Origin of the sequence: Winogradskyella sp. (assembly GCF_013213835.1) — a bacterium.
Classification (GTDB): domain Bacteria; phylum Bacteroidota; class Bacteroidia; order Flavobacteriales; family Flavobacteriaceae; genus Winogradskyella.
Map to the genome: position 1 here is coordinate 110937 of NZ_JABSSU010000002.1, position 18222 is coordinate 129158.

At 34.9% G+C, this 18222-nt stretch carries 9 protein-coding genes; 2 read left to right on the forward strand and 7 right to left on the reverse strand.

Features of this window, described 5'->3' with window-relative positions:
- Positions 1–5174, reverse strand: a 5174-nt coding sequence (locus HRU50_RS02815) for a hypothetical protein (protein WP_296347949.1), incomplete at its 3' end; no start/stop codon positions are given.
- Positions 5175–5570: 396 nt separating this feature from the next.
- Here HRU50_RS02815 and HRU50_RS02820 point away from each other — a divergent pair.
- Together HRU50_RS02820 and HRU50_RS02825 are read left to right on the forward strand one after the other, a co-directional pair.
- Positions 5571–7160 carry a peptide chain release factor 3 gene (locus HRU50_RS02820; RefSeq protein WP_296347951.1) on the forward strand — a complete coding sequence of 530 codons (1590 nt, stop codon included), beginning with the start codon at positions 5571–5573 and terminating at the stop codon, positions 7158–7160.
- Between the two features lie 139 nt (positions 7161–7299).
- Positions 7300–7530, forward strand: coding sequence for a (4Fe-4S)-binding protein (locus HRU50_RS02825; RefSeq protein WP_296347953.1), 231 nt, complete (start codon positions 7300–7302; stop codon positions 7528–7530).
- A 320-nt stretch (positions 7531–7850) separates the two neighbouring features.
- On the opposite strand, the gene HRU50_RS02830 is transcribed toward HRU50_RS02825, so the two are convergent.
- From HRU50_RS02830 to rplA, 6 genes are all read right to left on the reverse strand, one after another.
- Positions 7851–8168: a DUF3467 domain-containing protein gene (locus HRU50_RS02830; RefSeq protein ID WP_296347955.1), complete on the reverse strand. Its 318-nt coding sequence runs from the start codon at positions 8166–8168 to the stop codon at positions 7851–7853.
- Positions 8169–8295: 127 nt separating this feature from the next.
- Entirely contained in the window at positions 8296–12597 is a 4302-nt protein-coding gene (gene rpoC, locus HRU50_RS02835; protein WP_296347957.1) for a DNA-directed RNA polymerase subunit beta', read from the reverse strand.
- Positions 12598–12671: 74 nt separating this feature from the next.
- Positions 12672–16484: a DNA-directed RNA polymerase subunit beta gene (rpoB, locus tag HRU50_RS02840; protein WP_296347959.1), complete on the reverse strand. Its 3813-nt coding sequence runs from the start codon at positions 16482–16484 to the stop codon at positions 12672–12674.
- A gap of 123 nt (positions 16485–16607) precedes the next feature.
- Entirely contained in the window at positions 16608–16985 is a 378-nt protein-coding gene (gene rplL, locus HRU50_RS02845; RefSeq protein WP_296347961.1) for a 50S ribosomal protein L7/L12, read from the reverse strand.
- A 54-nt stretch (positions 16986–17039) separates the two neighbouring features.
- Positions 17040–17561: a 50S ribosomal protein L10 gene (gene rplJ, locus HRU50_RS02850; protein WP_296347963.1), complete on the reverse strand. Its 522-nt coding sequence runs from the start codon at positions 17559–17561 to the stop codon at positions 17040–17042.
- Between the two features lie 19 nt (positions 17562–17580).
- The coding region (gene rplA, locus HRU50_RS02855) for a 50S ribosomal protein L1 (RefSeq protein ID WP_296347965.1) at positions 17581–18222 on the reverse strand (642 nt) is incomplete at its 5' end.

The window sequence follows — 18222 nt, forward strand, 5'->3', positions numbered from 1 at the left end:
TCACCTAAACTCGCACCCGCTGGTAACACATCATTACTGATGGCTACTGTCTTTACTGACTCAATGCTTGGGTCTTCAGGTATAACTAATGATGTAACATCATTTGTTGGGTCTGCATCATTGTTGTCGCCATTAACATTATCTAAATCTGATGTCTCCTCGGTTTCAGGTGAAACAACAACTGTTGTACCGTCTGATTCTGTTCCTGCATCTGATATATCTATAATATCATCTGCCGTATTTCCTGTATCACCTCCTGGAACTTCGGCTGTAGCTGTCGCTGAATTCTCAACACCACCAGCATCTACATCACTTTGCAATATTGTGTAAATAGCTGTACATGTAGTACTTGCACCTGGAATTAAAGTTGTAGCTAAACATGCTACCGTTCCTACTTTTGGATCTGTAACTATAATATTCGATAAATCTTCGTCACCAGTATTCGTTACTGTAAATGTGTATTCGATTTGATCATCTAAAAGACCTGTTGCACCGGCAGAAGTAATGCTTGTTATGCTTTTAATTAGGCTCAATGAACAAGTCGCATCATCTAATAGAATAGGATTAGTAGATATAGCTGTACATGCAGGCGTAGATTGATACCTCACAACTATTGTATAGGTATCTGGAGGCAAATTACTAAATGTATTAGAACCTTGCCAAGTTTGATCATTAGTTCCACTTAAACTTGTTAGACTATATTCTATAGTTCCACCACCATTATCTGTAGCATCAACAATTATAGAGCCTTGATTAACTATACATGTTGGCTGAACATTACTTGTTGTTGCTTCTATAGTAGGTGGAGGTGTTAAAAAAGCTGTATCGTATAATATAAATGCTTTTCCATCACCACCATCACCTGACGCACCACTTTGAGTAACTCTTATACCTTTTACATCTGTACCTGAAGGCACTAATGCTGTTAAAGGATATATAGCAGCTTCTACATTAACTCCAAAAGTTATAAGGACACCAGTATCTATATAATCCGCAGCAGTTACTGTAACTGCATTTCCTATTAAGCTTAAACTATTATCTAGTGCTTGGATTGTAACCTCGTTATTTCCATTTTGCTCAGTAATAACAACATATCTATTTGAAGCAGAAGTTATTTCTGCATTATAAATAAATTGAATATAATCAGTAGATACTATTCCTCCGTCGAGCGCTAAGAAATTTCTGAGATTTGTATTTGAATTAGCCTCAATAAGTGCTGGATCAAATATTGCAGGACCTTCAGATATATCATTTGTAGTAGTTAACTGCTCTGTAATAAACTGATTTGAAGCTGCTGGGTTAGCGAATTGGTAAGTTGTCAACTCTGGCCTTGCTATTCCTGTAAAAGGATTTGGTTGACCAGAAACTGTAATAGAATTTAATATCGCAGGATCAAACTCATTTCCACCAGTATTAACATCAAAAATAACATCACCTGCTAATAAAGCTGCTGTTGGATTATCTGAAGGTACAATATCAAGACACGTATCATCACTACACTCATATGGAGCTGTTAACACTGCTGAATCTGTATATGTACATGAAGGTGCATCTGAGAATGTAGCAGTAAACGATAGGTCTGCCCCATTAGCCGGTAAAACCACATCATCAAAAAGATGACTTGTCGCACTATCTAAACTACCTACTGGTATACTAATAGTTACATCTCCTGTTATTTCCAAAGTTCCTGTTGGCGGTACATTATCATATGTAACCGTAAGGTCTGATGTAAATGTATCGTCAGTAATAACTGAAGATGTTCCATTGTCGTTACAAGCTGTAATATCTGATGCTGTGATATTGGTAATATTATATCCTGACTCAATTAAAACAGTAGTATTTGTAGCTTCAGCTAAACATAATGGGGCTGATTGATATCTTACGGCTAGTGTGTAAGTTCCTGGTGTTAAGTTGTTAAACACATTAGATGTTTGCCATGGACCAGTCGCGCCATTAATACTATACTCAATAATTCCACCTCCATTATCGGTTGCATCTATAGTTATAGATCCTTCATTAGTAGGACATGTAGGCTGAACAATATTAGTAACAGCATTTATTGTAGGTGGAGGGGTTAAAAATGCTTCGTCATATAAAATAAATGCTTTTCCATCTCCACCATCACCTGACGCACCACTTTGAGTAACTCTTATACCTTTTACATCTGTACCTGAAGGTACTAACGCTGTTAAAGGATATATAGCAGCTTCTACATTAACCCCAAAAGTTATAAGGACACCAGTATCTATATAATCCGCAGCAGTTACTGTAACTGCATTTCCTATTAAGCTTAAACTATTATCTAGTGCTTGGATTGTAACCTCATTATTTCCACCTTGTTCAGTAATTACAACATATCTATTTGAAGCAGAAGTTATTTCTGCATTATAAATAAATTGAACATAATCAGTAGATACTATTCCACCGTTAAGTGCCAAGAAATTTCTAAGATTTGTATTTGAATTAGCCTCAATAAGTGCTGGATCAAAAATTGCAGGACCTTCAGATATATCATTTGTAGTAGTTAACTGCTCTGTAATAAACTGATTTGAAGCTGCTGGGTTAGCGAATTGGTAAGTTGTTAATTCTGGCCTTGCTATTCCTGTAAAAGGATTTGGTTGACCAGATACAGTAATAGAATTTAATATAGCTGGATCAAACTCATTTCCACCAGTGTTAACATCAAAAGTAACATCACCAGCTAATAAAGCTGCTGTTGGATTACCCGTAGGTATAACATCTGGACATTGATCACAAATAGAACTATCACCTGCATCTGTTACAGCTGCATTAGTACCTCCATAACTTGCACTAACTACAGTACCATTTGCATTTACTTCGCCTTCTCCGAGAGTTAAAGGATCTCCAAAACCGTATTGTTCACCATCATTACCATCTGATCCGTTAATACCATATGCTTCATTAGCATCAGAACAACCATCACCATCACTATCAGTATCTAAGTGATTCGGTATACCATCGTTATCTGTATCATATACATCTGGTATGCCATCTAGGTTAGAGTCTGTATAATCAGTTGTTGACCCATCACCAGTGCCACCATTATCATTACTATCAGCAAAGTTTGGCACACCATCTCCATCTTCATCACCAAGTGGATCGTTACTACCTTCTGCTTCTGCTGTATCAAGAATACCATCATTATCGTCATCAATGTCTTCGGTGTCTACAATCCCATCATTATCTGAATCTAAAACATCTCTAAAATCCACATCATTAATCCCATCTGTATCTTGTAAGATTGCAGTATCATTGATAATACCATTTGCATCTTCCAAACCTGTAGTAATAGCATCAATTGCATCGTCGAGTCCGTCTTGATCAACATCATCTCCTGAAAAAGTGATTACAGCTTCTACGGTATCACTAATACCGTCATTATCAGAATCTGTATCTAAATAATCAGGTACAGAATCATTATTTGTAAGAACAGCATCAGTATTTACAGGAGTAAGTCCTCCTGGATATGCCGTATCTAGACCTTGAGCATCATAGATACCGTTAGGTACAATATATCCAACTGTTATTTGGGCTTCATTATTGTCTGGAATACCATCACCGTCTGCATCTAAATCATATCCATCTGGTATATTATCGCCATCCGTATCAGTGAAATTTGTTAAAGGATTATTGTCACCATCTAAATTTTCATCTTCAACAACATCTAAAATTCCATCATTATCATCATCAATATCAATTGAATCTACAATACCATCACTATCCCAATCTAAAGGGTTTCTTCCTATCTCACAACCAAATCCATCATTAGTTCCTGAAGGATCTGCTACCAATATCTTAGTAAAATTTGTTCCAGTCGTTGCTGTTGCTACATCTGTAATCTGATATATGTCACCGTTACCATTATTAAATGCGTAAAAGTTACCTTGTGCATCTTGCCATACTGCACCATAAGTGTTTGAGGATAATGGATCCGTATTGGTCGTTGCATTGGCAACTGTTAAATCAAATCTTTGCGAAACACCAGTGGATACGTCAATTTTTGTTAACCTTGGTGGTGAACTATTAGACATGCCATAAATATGACTTCCTACTAAATCGTAATCTGCAGCGGAACTAAATGTTCCACTAATTACAACCTCACTAACCGGAACACTCGCAGGATACGTCGAAACACCGGAAACATCAAAGGTTACAATTCTTCCACCGTTAACATAACCAACATTATTACCATTTGAAAATAATGTATTATTTGTATTAGCAGATGCACCAGTTAAATTAATAACACCAAGAAAATTATAATTATCTGCAGGGTCATATACGTTTATTACACTACCACCAGCAGGAGATGAGTAAACAAGTTGTGTTACCGCATTGTATGAACTATTTGTAGCATTAGTATTTGTAGAACTCTGTAAAGTCCCTACTTGCACATAAGCTTGTAAGAAGGGGTTTAGTCTAAATACTTCTGCTGTTGATCCTGTACCTCGAGTTTGATATAAAGAGTTAATAACACCACATTGCAAAACAGCTAACGAACAAACCGAAGATATACCATCAGTAACATTAAAATTTGTTCCTAAAGAATATACAACTCCAATTTCTATAACTAATCCATTACCATTTACAGTAGCAGGATCATTGATTCCAAATTGCTCACCATCATTACCATCGGCACCATTATAACCATAAGCTTCATTGGCATCAGAACAGCCATCACCATCACTATCTGTATTTTGAAAATCAAAACTACCGTCAGTTCCTGTGTCTATAGGAGATGCTAATTCAGCGACATCATCGATACCATTACTATTACCATCAGAAAACCCAACATCGTTAATATCAATTTCACCATCATCATTTGTATCTTGAAGACTATAGCCAGCTTCATCTAAATCGTAAATACCATCGTTATCAGAATCTAAATCTAAATAATCAGGAATAGTATCACCATCTGTGTCAGTAGGATTTGTTGTGTGATCATTGTCGAAATCTAAGTTAGCATCTTCGACACTATCTAAAATTCCATCATTATCATCATCAAGATCAAGATTATTTGTAATTAGGTCTCCGTCACAATCACCTGTTGCTGTAGTATCAGGACATTGTGCACTTACCAATGATGAAATAAAAAAAATTAAAATAAAGAATAAAGAATACTTAGACTTAAACGAGAATCGAGTAGTGATTTTCATAGTATGTGTGTAATAGCGTTGGTCTTAAAGTTTTAATCCACTAAATATTTGCGGCGTAATTTATCGATTAAAAGCAAATATATTCGTTAAAGCGTAATAAACAAATTTAATTTACAATTATTTGAGGGAAGATGTAAGTTAAAGAGTTGAGGCTTCGCTACAAAAATAGCTTTTCTGTTGCTAAATTTAATATACTAAGGCTAAAAATCTAAAAAATCAGAAAAAAGGTAAATGTTTTCGATAAAAGTGATGAATTTTTAATCAATGAAAACTATAATTTAAAAACTAATATCTGAAAAAATTAATATGGTCTAATTTAAATTTATTCAATAGTAAAGGTTACAATAAGAAAGCAATTAATAACCAACTTGATTATATTTGCCAAAATTTATTTGTATGTCCTTAATAGAGGAAATAAAACGCAGAAGAACATTTGGTATTATCTCGCATCCAGATGCGGGAAAAACAACCTTAACAGAGAAATTATTACTATTTGGTGGTGCCATACAAGAAGCTGGTGCTGTAAAGAGTAATAAAATTAAAAAAGGTGCTACGAGTGACTTTATGGAAATTGAGCGCCAACGTGGTATCTCTGTGGCTACATCGGTTTTAGCTTTTGAATATAACGGGATTAAAATTAATATTCTAGATACACCAGGTCATAAGGATTTTGCTGAAGATACCTTTAGAACACTAACAGCTGTAGATAGCGTTATTGTTGTTATCGATGTTGCTAAAGGTGTTGAGGAACAGACAGAAAAGCTTGTAGAAGTTTGTAGAATGCGAAACATTCCGATGATTGTTTTCATTAACAAGCTAGATAGAGAAGGTAAAGATGCTTTTGATTTACTTGATGAAGTAGAACAAAAATTAGGCCTGAAAGTAACTCCTCTAAGTTTTCCTATAGGCATGGGATATGACTTTAAAGGCATTTATAATATTTGGGAGAAGAATGTCAATCTATTTGATGGTGACAGCAAACAACATATTAATGACACAATTGAAATCTCTGATTTAGAATCTGAAGAATTAGACCAATTAGTTGGTGAAAATTCAGCAAGTACCCTGAGAGATGAAATTGAATTAGTAAGCGGTATTTATCCAGAATTTGATATCGAAGCTTATCTTAATGGTGATTTACAACCTGTGTTCTTTGGTTCTGCATTAAACAATTTTGGTGTTAGAGAACTACTCGATTGCTTTGTAGAAATAGCACCAAAACCAAGACCTAAAAATTCAGAAGAGCGTCTTGTAAAACCTGATGAAAATAAGTTTTCTGGTTTTGTTTTTAAAATCCATGCCAATATGGATCCTAATCACAGAAACAGATTAGCCTTTATAAAGATAGTTTCTGGCGAATTTAAAAGAAACACCCCTTACCTACATGTTAGACATAACAAAAAGCTCAAATTTTCTAGCCCTAACGCCTTTTTTGCTGAGAAAAAGGAAATTGTAGATATTTCATATCCTGGTGATATTGTAGGATTACAAGATACTGGTAACTTTAAAATTGGCGATACACTTACGGAAGGCGAAATTCTTAATTATAGAGGTATTCCTAGCTTTTCACCGGAACATTTTAGATATATTAACAATGCAGATCCTATGAAAGCTAAACAGCTTTACAAGGGAATTGATCAGCTTATGGACGAAGGTGTTGCTCAGTTATTTACTTTAGACTACAACGGAAGAAAAGTAATAGGCACTGTTGGTGCATTACAATATGAAGTTATTCAATACAGATTAGAACACGAATATGGTGCTAAATGTTCGTATGAAAATCTTAACGTTTATAAGGCATGTTGGGTTCAAACTGAAGATGAAAAAAGTGAAGAATTTAAAGAATTTAAAAGAGTAAAACAGCGTTATTTAGCAAGAGATAAACAAGAACAATTGGTGTTTTTAGCCGATTCTGCATTCTCACTACAAATGACCCAACAAAAGTATCCAAGCATAACCTTTCATATGACTTCAGAATTTGAATAGATTATACAATAAGGAAATTATCATTTGCTAAAAAAAAATGTATTTCATCGATTTTATTTGCTTTTAAACGTGTTTTAGATTAGTTTTATGTAGCCCAAACTAGGAAAATTAGATCAACCTCAATCTAAACCTACACATTATGAAAACTAATCATAACACCTACAGTAATAGTGATATAACTGTTACCTACGAGCCAAAACACTGCGTTAATGCTGGGTTATGCGCTAAACAATTATCGGACGTATTTAGAACAACTGTTATCCCATGGATAAAATTGGATGAAGCTGATACAAATAAAATAATTGAACAAATAAAAAAATGCCCTTCTGGTGCTTTGAAATTTCATCTTAACAAAAAAGATGTAGCCTGATCAAATCACCGTATTCAACATACAAACTCTCCAATAAAAAACGCCTATTTGAAAAAATCTCTCAAATAAGCGTTTCTTAATTACTCATTGTTCAAATATAATATATGCACCTTTTTGATATAAAAAAAGCTCGTAAACGCTTTTATATTAACTCAATAATGATATATATATTCAATTATTAGATGCTTTATTATTTATTTCATCTATAATTATATTCTATCCTGAAAAAAATCTAAATTCCTGCCTTATCAATTGGCCCGAAATTCAATGGAATTTGTGGTTGCTTGTGAAAATATGTCGAGCTACACTCAATTCCAAATTTATGCCTGACCTGTTGGTCCAAAATTTAATGGAATTGGTGGTTGCTCATAATCCTTGATTTCACCATGGGCTTTTTCAAAACGTGTTACGTTATCACCTAATGCCTTTAATAAACGTTTAGCATGTTGAGGCGTTAATATTATGCGAGATTTCACCTTACTCTTAGGTGTGCCAGGCATTATACTGACAAAGTCAACTACAAATTCAGAAACTGAATGATTTATAATTGCTAGGTTAGAATATGTACCTTCTGCTACTTTCTCGTCTAATTCTATATTTATTTGCCCTTTTTTCTGATTATTTTTTTCGTCTGCCATCTTAAACTTGTTTAAGCTTCCATAAATATGGAAGTATGATTATTGATTTATTAAAAAAAGCCTCCAAATAACACTATTTGAAGGCTCTTAGTTTTAAAAAGTTCCTGCCTTCGCAGGACTAAACATTCTAGTTAAAGTTCATTTCTTCCTTAGCCTTCATCATTTCGTCAAACTCTTGTTTAGAACCTACAATGATGTTATCGTAATCTCTAACACCAGTACCTGCAGGTATTCTATGTCCAACAATTACATTTTCCTTTAACCCTTCTAAAGTATCTACTTTGCCATTTACGGCAGCTTCGTTTAATACCTTAGTAGTTTCCTGGAACGATGCAGCTGAGATAAATGATTTAGTCTGAAGTGAAGCTCTTGTAATACCTTGAAGTATTGGCGTTGCAGTTGCTGGTTGAGCATCTCTTGCTGAAACTAGGTTTTTATCTTCTCTTCTTAATACTGAATTCTCATCTCTTAGTTGACGAACAGTTACAATTTGACCAGATTTTAAGTTCTCAGAATCACCAGCATCTTCAACCACTTTCATTCCGAAAATCTTATCATTTTCTTCAATGAAATCTGACTTGTGTACTAATTGATTTTCTAAGAAAATAGTATCACCTGAATCTATTATTCTAACCTTACGCATCATCTGTCTTACAACAACTTCGAAGTGCTTATCGTTAATCTTCACACCTTGTAAACGATATACCTCTTGTACTTCATTTACTAAATATTGTTGTACTGCAGAAGGGCCTTTGATATTTAAGATATCGTTTGGTGTTATAGAACCATCAGATAAAGGCATACCAGCTTTTACGAAATCATTTTCTTGTACAAGAATCTGATTAGATAATTTCACCAGGTACTTCTTAACTTCACCAAGCTTAGATTCTATAATAATTTCACGGTTACCACGCTTAATCTTACCAAAAGAAACCACACCATCAATCTCACTTACAACAGCTGGGTTAGATGGATTACGTGCTTCGAATAACTCAGTTACACGTGGAAGACCACCAGTAATATCACCAGCCTTAGCTGACTTACGCGGAATCTTAACTAAGATTTTACCAATCTCAATCTTTTCTCCGTCATCAATCATAATGTGCGCACCAACTGGTAAGTTATATGAACGGATTGTTTCGCCTTTGTTATCTTCAATTAATAACGTTGGAATTAATTTCTTGTTTCTAGATTCTGAAATTACTTTTTCTTGGAAACCTGTTTGCTCATCAATTTCTACCTGGTATGTAACACCTTGTTCGATGTTTTCATACTTCACTTTACCAGCAAACTCAGAAATAATTACACCATTATATGGATCCCATTGACAGATTACATCACCTTTCTTCACTTTAGCACCTGGCTTAACGAAAATGTGAGATCCATAAGGAATATTATTTGTACTTAAAACGATTCCTGTTTTAACATCAACAAGTTTTAATTCAGAAGTTCTAGAGATGACAACATCTACTTCGTTTCCTTCATTATCTGTTGATTTAACTGTCTTAAGATCTTCGATTTCAGCAATACCGTCAAACTTAACAGCTAATTTGTTTTCTTCTGAAATGTTACCTGCAATACCACCTACGTGGAATGTACGTAGTGTTAACTGTGTACCAGGCTCACCAATAGACTGAGCAGCAACTACACCAACAGCTTCACCTCTTTGTACCATTTTACCGGTAGCAAGGTTACGTCCATAACACTTCACACAAATACCTTTCTTAGCTTCACAAGTTAATGGAGAACGTACTTCGATAGATTCTACTGCAGAGTCACCAATACGCTTAGCAATAACATCATCAATATGACCACCAGCTTCAACTAATAACTCTTCTGTATGTGGATCGTAAACATCGTTTAAAGATGTTCTACCTACGATTCTATCTTCTAATTTTTCAACGATTTCTTCATTCTTCTTAAGTGCAGAAACCTCAATACCTCTTAATGTACCACAATCTTCTTCGTATACAATTACATCTTGAGATACATCTACTAAACGACGTGTTAAGTAACCTGCATCGGCAGTTTTAAGAGCCGTATCCGCAAGACCCTTACGAGCACCGTGAGTAGAAATAAAGTACTCTAAAATTGAAAGACCTTCTTTAAAGTTAGAAAGAATCGGGTTTTCAATAATAGATCCACCACCTGAAGTAGATTTCTTAGGTTTTGCCATTAATCCACGCATACCTGTTAACTGACGAATCTGTTCTTTAGATCCACGAGCTCCAGAATCTAACATCATAAATACAGAGTTAAATCCTTGTTGATCCTCACGGATACGCTTCATAGAAAGTTCAGTTAATTCAGCGTTAGTAGACGTCCAAATATCAATAACCTGATTGTATCTTTCGTTATTGGTAATAAGACCCATATTATAGTTACCCATAATACCATCTACTTTCTTATTAGCAGAATCAATCATTCCTTGCTTTTCTTGTGGAATAATGATATCACCTAAACTAAATGATAAACCACCTTGGAATGCAAATTTGTATCCTAAAGTCTTAATTTCATCTAAGAATGCAGCAGTTTCAGGAACTGAAGTTACTTTTAAGATACCATGAATAATATCTCTAAGTGATTTCTTAGTTAATACTTCATTTATATATCCTGCAGCTTCTGGTACTTTTTCGTTGAATAATACTCTACCTACAGTTGTTTCTATAATTTGAGTAGTTAATTCTCCTTCTTCATTAAAGTCTTTAGTTCTTACTTTAATACCAGCATTAAGGTCTACTTTCTTCTCGTTGTAAGCAATAGTTACTTCTTCTGGTGAGTAGAATGTTAATCCTTCACCTTTAATAGTTAATTGCTCATCAGTCTTACGTAACTTAGTCATATAGTAAAGACCAAGTACCATATCTTGAGAAGGTACTGTTACTGGCGAACCATTTGCAGGGTTAAGAATATTATGAGAAGCTAACATTAATAATTGCGCTTCTAATATTGCTTCTGGTCCTAATGGTAAATGCACCGCCATCTGGTCACCATCGAAATCCGCGTTAAATGCAGTACACACTAATGGGTGTAACTGAATTGCTTTTCCTTCGATAAGCTTTGGTTGGAATGCTTGAATACCGAGTCTGTGTAAAGTAGGAGCACGGTTTAATAATACTGGATGTCCTTTAAGAACATTCTCTAAGATATCCCAAACTACAGGCTCTTTTCTATCTATAATTTTCTTTGCAGATTTTACCGTCTTTACAATACCTCTTTCAATAAGTTTTCTAATGATAAAAGGTTTATAAAGTTCTGCTGCCATATTTTTTGGCAATCCACATTCGAATAATTTTAATTCTGGACCAACAACAATTACAGAACGTGCAGAGTAATCAACACGCTTACCAAGTAAGTTTTGACGGAAACGTCCTTGCTTACCTTTTAATGAATCTGATAATGATTTTAATGGTCTGTTAGAATCTGTTTTTACAGCTGAAGACTTACGTGTGTTATCAAATAATGAATCTACTGATTCTTGTAACATACGTTTTTCATTACGTAAGATTACTTCTGGAGCTTTAATCTCCACTAATCTCTTAAGACGATTGTTACGGATAATTACACGACGATATAAATCGTTTAAATCTGAAGTCGCAAAACGTCCACCATCTAAAGGCACTAATGGTCTTAATTCTGGTGGAATTACAGGAATAGCCTTCATGATCATCCATTCTGGCTTATTCTCTCTGTTTTTGTTAGAATCTCTAAACGCTTCAACAACCTGTAAACGTTTTAATGCCTCAGTTTTACGTTGCTTAGACGTTTCGTTATTTGCTTTGTGTCTTAAGTCATAAGATAACTCATCTAAATCGATACGAGCTAAAATATCAATTAAACACTCAGCACCCATTTTAGCAATAAACTTATTTGGGTCTGTATCTTCTAAATATTGATTTTCTTGTGGAAGTGTATCCAAAATATTTAAGTACTCTTCTTCAGTTAAGAAATCCATTTTTTGAACAGGTTCACCTTCAGCATTCATTGCAATACCTGGTTGAATTACAACATAACGCTCATAATAGATAATCATGTCTAATTTCTTAGATGGTAAACCTAATAAGTAACCTATTTTGTTTGGTAACGAACGGAAATACCAAATATGAGCAACAGGAACTACTAAGTTAATGTGACCTACTCTATCTCTTCGTACTTTTTTCTCAGTAACTTCAACACCACATCGATCACAAACGATTCCTTTATAACGGATTCTCTTATACTTACCACAAGCACATTCGTAATCCTTTACAGGACCAAAAATACGCTCACAAAACAAACCATCACGCTCTGGTTTGTGTGTTCTATAGTTAATTGTTTCTGGCTTTAATACTTCACCACGAGACGCTGCCAAAACAGATTCAGGTGATGCTAAACCGATAGAAATTTTATTAAATTTCTGTACTGTATTTTTATCTTGTCTTCTTGCCATACTTTTTTAGTATTCAGTAGACAGTTTTCAGTAAGCAGCAGAAATACTGCTTACTTTTTACTGCTGACTTTTAATTATTCTTCTAATCTAATATCTAATCCTAAACCTTTCAATTCGTGCATAAGTACGTTGAATGATTCTGGAAGTCCTGGTTCTGGCATTGGTTCACCTTTAACGATAGCTTCGTATGTTTTTGCTCTACCAATAACGTCATCTGATTTTACAGTTAAGATCTCACGAAGTGTACTTGATGCACCATATGCTTCAAGTGCCCAAACCTCCATTTCACCAAAACGCTGACCACCAAATTGTGCTTTACCACCAAGAGGTTGCTGAGTAATCAATGAGTAAGGTCCTATAGAACGTGCGTGCATTTTATCATCAATCATATGACCAAGCTTAATCATGTAGATAACACCTACAGTTGCCGGTTGGTCAAAACGATCTCCAGTACCACCATCATATAAATATGTGTGTCCGAATCTTGGGATACCAGCTTCATCTGTATATGCATTGATTTGGTCTAATGTAGCACCATCAAAAATTGGTGTTGCGTACGTTTTACCTAAATCTTGACCTGCCCAACCAAGAACAGTTTCATAAATCTGACCAATGTTCATACGAGAAGGTACACCAAGTGGGTTAAGTACGATATCTACAGGTGTTCCATCTTCTAAGAATGGCATATCTTCTTGACGAACGATACGTGCCACAATACCTTTGTTACCGTGACGACCTGCCATCTTATCTCCTACTTTAAGTTTACGTTTCTTCGCGATGTAAACTTTTGCTAATTTGATGATTCCTGCTGGAAGCTCATCACCTACAGAGATTGTAAATTTCTCTCTACGTAATGCTCCTTGAAGATCATTTTCTTTAATCTTATAGTTATGAATTAAATCTGCAACTAAAGCATTTGTATGATCGTCAGTCGTCCACTTACCAGAAGTTAAATGCGTATAATCATCTACAGCATTTAACATCTTTAAGGTATACTTCTTTCCTTTTGGAATAATCTCTTCACCTAAATCATTATAAATACCTTGAGCAGTTTTACCATTTACAATAGCAAATAGTTTCTCAACCAAAATAGCTTGTAAGTCATCAAAACGATTATCGTATGCATTTTCTAATGCTTCGATATCCTCCTTATCTTGAGCTCTCTTACGCTTATCTTTTACGGCTCTAGCGAATAGTTTTTTATCTATTACAACACCATTTAATGAAGGTGAAGCTTTTAATGATGCGTCTTTTACATCACCTGCTTTATCTCCAAAAATAGCTCTAAGTAACTTTTCTTCTGGTGTAGGATCAGATTCACCCTTTGGTGTAATCTTACCAATTAAAATATCACCTGGCTTAATCTCTGCACCAATACGAATCATACCATTTTCATCTAAGTCTTTTGTAGCCTCTTCAGAAACATTTGGTATATCGTTCGTTAATTCTTCGTTACCTAATTTTGTATCTCTTACTTCTAATGAATATTCATCAATATGAATAGATGTAAAGATATCGTCTCTTACAACTTTCTCTGAAATTACAATTGCATCCTCAAAGTTATAACCTTTCCAAGGCATGAAGGCAACTTTCATGTTTCTACCTAATGCTAACTCACCATTTTGAGTTGCATAACCTTCACATAAAACTTGTCCTTTAGAAACTTTATCACCTTTTTCTACAATCGGTTTAAGGTTGATAGAAGTTCCTTGATTTGTTTTTCTAAACTTCACTAAAGGATATTCTTTAGTATCGCTATCAAAACTTACCATGGCTTCTTCTTCTGTGCGAGCATACTTTATGATGATTTTCTCAGCATCTACATACTCAACAGTACCTTCACCTTCTGCATTGATAAGAACTCTAGAATCTTTAGCTACTTGACGCTCTAATCCTGTACCTACAATTGGTGCTTCAGGTCTTAATAATGGAACTGCCTGGCGCATCATGTTAGATCCCATTAACGCACGGTTTGCATCGTCATGCTCTAAGAATGGAATTAATGAAGCCGAAATAGAAGCAATCTGATTTGGTGCAACGTCAGTGTAATTTACACTAGTTGGTTCAACAACTGGGAAATCACCTTCTTGACGCGCAATAACTTTATCGTGAGTTACTTTTCCTTTATCATCAACCTCGACAGTTGCCTGAGCAATCATCATATCTTCTTCTTCCTCAGCACTTAAATATGTTGGTGCATTTGCGATATCAACTACACCATTTTCTACTTTTCTATATGGAGTTTCAATGAAACCCATTGAATTCACTTTAGCAAATACTGAAAGTGAAGAGATCAAACCAATGTTTGGACCTTCTGGTGTTTCAATAGGACATAATCTTCCGTAGTGTGTGTAGTGAACGTCACGAACCTCGAAACCTGCTCTTTCTCTAGATAAACCTCCAGGTCCTAAAGCTGATAAACGACGTTTATGAGTAATCTCTGCTAATGGATTGGTTTGATCCATAAACTGAGATAACTGGTTTGTACCAAAGAAGGAATTAATTACAGAAGATAATGTCTTTGCATTAATTAAGTCAATTGGTGTGAAGACTTCGTTATCACGAACGTTCATACGCTCACGGATAGTACGAGCCATACGAGCTAAACCAACACCAAACTGAGAAGATAATTGTTCACCTACTGTGCGCACACGACGGTTAGATAAGTGATCGATATCATCAATCTCTGCTTTAGAATTGATAAGCTCAATTAAATATTTAATAATAGTTATGATATCTTCTTTAGTAAGTACTTGCTTATCCATTCCGATATCTAAACCTAATTTCTTGTTCATTCTATAACGACCTACTTCACCTAAGGAGTAACGTTGGTCAGAAAAGAATAATTTGTCAATAATACCACGTGCAGTTTCCTCATCTGGCGGCTCTGCATTACGTAATTGACGATAGATATGCTCAACAGCTTCTTTTTCAGAGTTTGTTGGATCTTTTTGTAATGTATTGTGAATTATCGCGTAATCTCCTTGCTGCGCACTTTCTTTATGTAAAAGAATCGTTTTTACTTCAGCTTCAAGGATTTCTTCAATATTATCTTTGTCTATAATTGTATCACGATCTAAAACAATTTCGTTACGCTCAATAGATACTACTTCACCAGTATCTTCATCAACGAAATCTTCGTGCCATGTGTTAAGTACACGTGCCGCCAATTTGCGACCGATAACTTTCTTTAATCCAGATTTAGAAACCTTAACTTCTTCCGCTAGATCGAATATTTCTAAAATATCCTTATCTCGTTCAAATCCTATTGCACGGAAAAGTGTTGTTACAGGTAACTTTTTCTTTCTATCAATGTAAGCATACATTACACTGTTAATGTCTGTAGCAAATTCTATCCAAGATCCTTTAAAAGGAATTACTCTTGCAGAATATAATTTTGTTCCGTTTGCGTGGAACGATTGGCTAAAGAATACACCTGGAGATCTGTGTAACTGAGATACAACAACACGCTCAGCTCCATTTATACAAAATGTTCCGCTTGGTGTCATATAAGGTATTGTACCTAAATATACATCTTGAACTATTGTTTCGAAATCCTCATGCTCAGGATCTGTACAATATAATTTCAATCTTGCTTTTAATGGTACACTGTAAGTCAATCCTCTTTCGATACACTCTTCAATTGAGTATCTTGGTGGATCAATAAAGTAATCTAAAAATTCTAATACGAATTGATTACGCGTGTCTGTGATTGGGAAATTCTCCATGAAGGTATTGTATAAACCTTCATTTCCTCTTTCTTCTGACTTTGTGTCTAATTGGAAAAAATCTTGGAAAGATTTTATTTGGATGTCCAAAAAGTCTGGGTAATCTGTTCTATTTACAATAGAAGAGAAATTAATTCTTTCAGCTTTTTTTGCTAACATTGATGAACGAGATTTTTATTAAAAAAAATATAAAAAGTGTATATAACATTTATATACACAAAATGGTTTAGGTCTCAGAGAGCTTCTCCAGACCTAAACCTTATGTTGTTGGCTAAACCGAGCTTACTTAAGCTCAACCTCAGCTCCAGCTTCTTCTAAAGAAGACTTTAAGCCTTCAGCTTCATCTTTAGAAACTGCTTCTTTTATTGTGCTTGGCGCATCGTCAACTAAACCTTTAGCATCTTTTAATCCTAAACCAGTTAATTCCTTAACTAATTTTACAACTGCTAACTTAGAAGCTCCAGCTGCTTTTAAGATTACGTCAAATTCAGTTTGCTCTTCTGCAGCCTCACCAGCTCCAGCAGCTCCACCAGCAGCAACTGCAACAGCAGCAGCAGCAGGCTCGATACCGTACTCATCTTTTAATATAGTTGCTAATTCGTTAACTTCTTTTACTGTTAAGTTAACTAATTGTTCTGCGAAATCTTTTAAATCTGCCATTTTTCTATTGTTTTAATGTGTGTTTTATAAAATTTGTGTGTGTTTCTTTTCTTATTATCCTTCTCTTTCAGATAATGTTTTAACTAAACCAGCGATTGTTCCTCCACCAGACTTAAGTGCTGAAATAACATTCTTAGCAGGCGATTGTAAGATTGTAACAATCTCTCCAAGAAGTTCTTCTTTAGACTTAATTTCTACAAGTGTATCTAACAACTCGTCCCCAACGTAAATTGCCTCCTCAATGAAAGCACCTTTTAATAAAGGCTTCTCAGATTTCTTACGAAACTCTTTAATCACCTTTGCTGGAGCATTACCAGTTTCAGAATACATTACAGATGTATTTCCTTTTAAAGTTGTTGGCAACTCACCGAAATCTTTTTCCGATGCTTCCATTGCTTTCTCTAAAAGTGTATTCTTTACAACCGATAATCTAATGTTAGATTTGAAACAAGCTCTTCTTAATTTTGAAGTATCTACTGCATCCAATCCAGAAATATCAGTTAAATAGATATTTGTGTTTTCAGCTAATTGAGCAGTTAACTCTTCAATTACTAGGGATTTTTCTTCTCTTGTCATAATATTCTAAGTTTAACTACTATCCTATTTTTGTATCAATTGCTATACTTGGGCTCATAGTACTTGACATGTAAATACTCTTTACATAAGTACCTTTAGCAGCAGTTGGTTTTAATTTTATTAATGTAGAAAGTAACTCATTTGCATTTCCAACTAATTTTTCAGCACTAAAAGATGCCTTACCAATTGGAGCATGTACGATACCTGTTTTATCTACTTTAAAATCAATTTTACCTGCTTTTACTTCACTTACAGCTTTACCTATATCCATAGTTACTGTACCTGTCTTAGGGTTTGGCATAAGACCTCTTGGTCCTAATACTCTACCTAATGGTCCTAACTTACCCATAACGCTTGGCATAGTAACGATAACGTCAACGTCTGTCCAACCGTCTTTAATTTTTTGTAAGTATTCATCTAACCCGACATAATCAGCACCAGCTTCTTTTGCTTCGGCTTCTTTATCTGGAGTTACTAATGCAAGAACCTTCATGTCTTTACCTGTACCATGTGGTAAAGAAACCACACCACGAACCATTTGATTGGCTTTACGTGGATCTACACCTAATCTTACAGCTAAATCTACTGAAGCATCAAACTTAGTGTATGTAATCTCTTTTAGTAAAGCTGAAGCTTCTTCTATAGAGTAAAGTTTATTTCT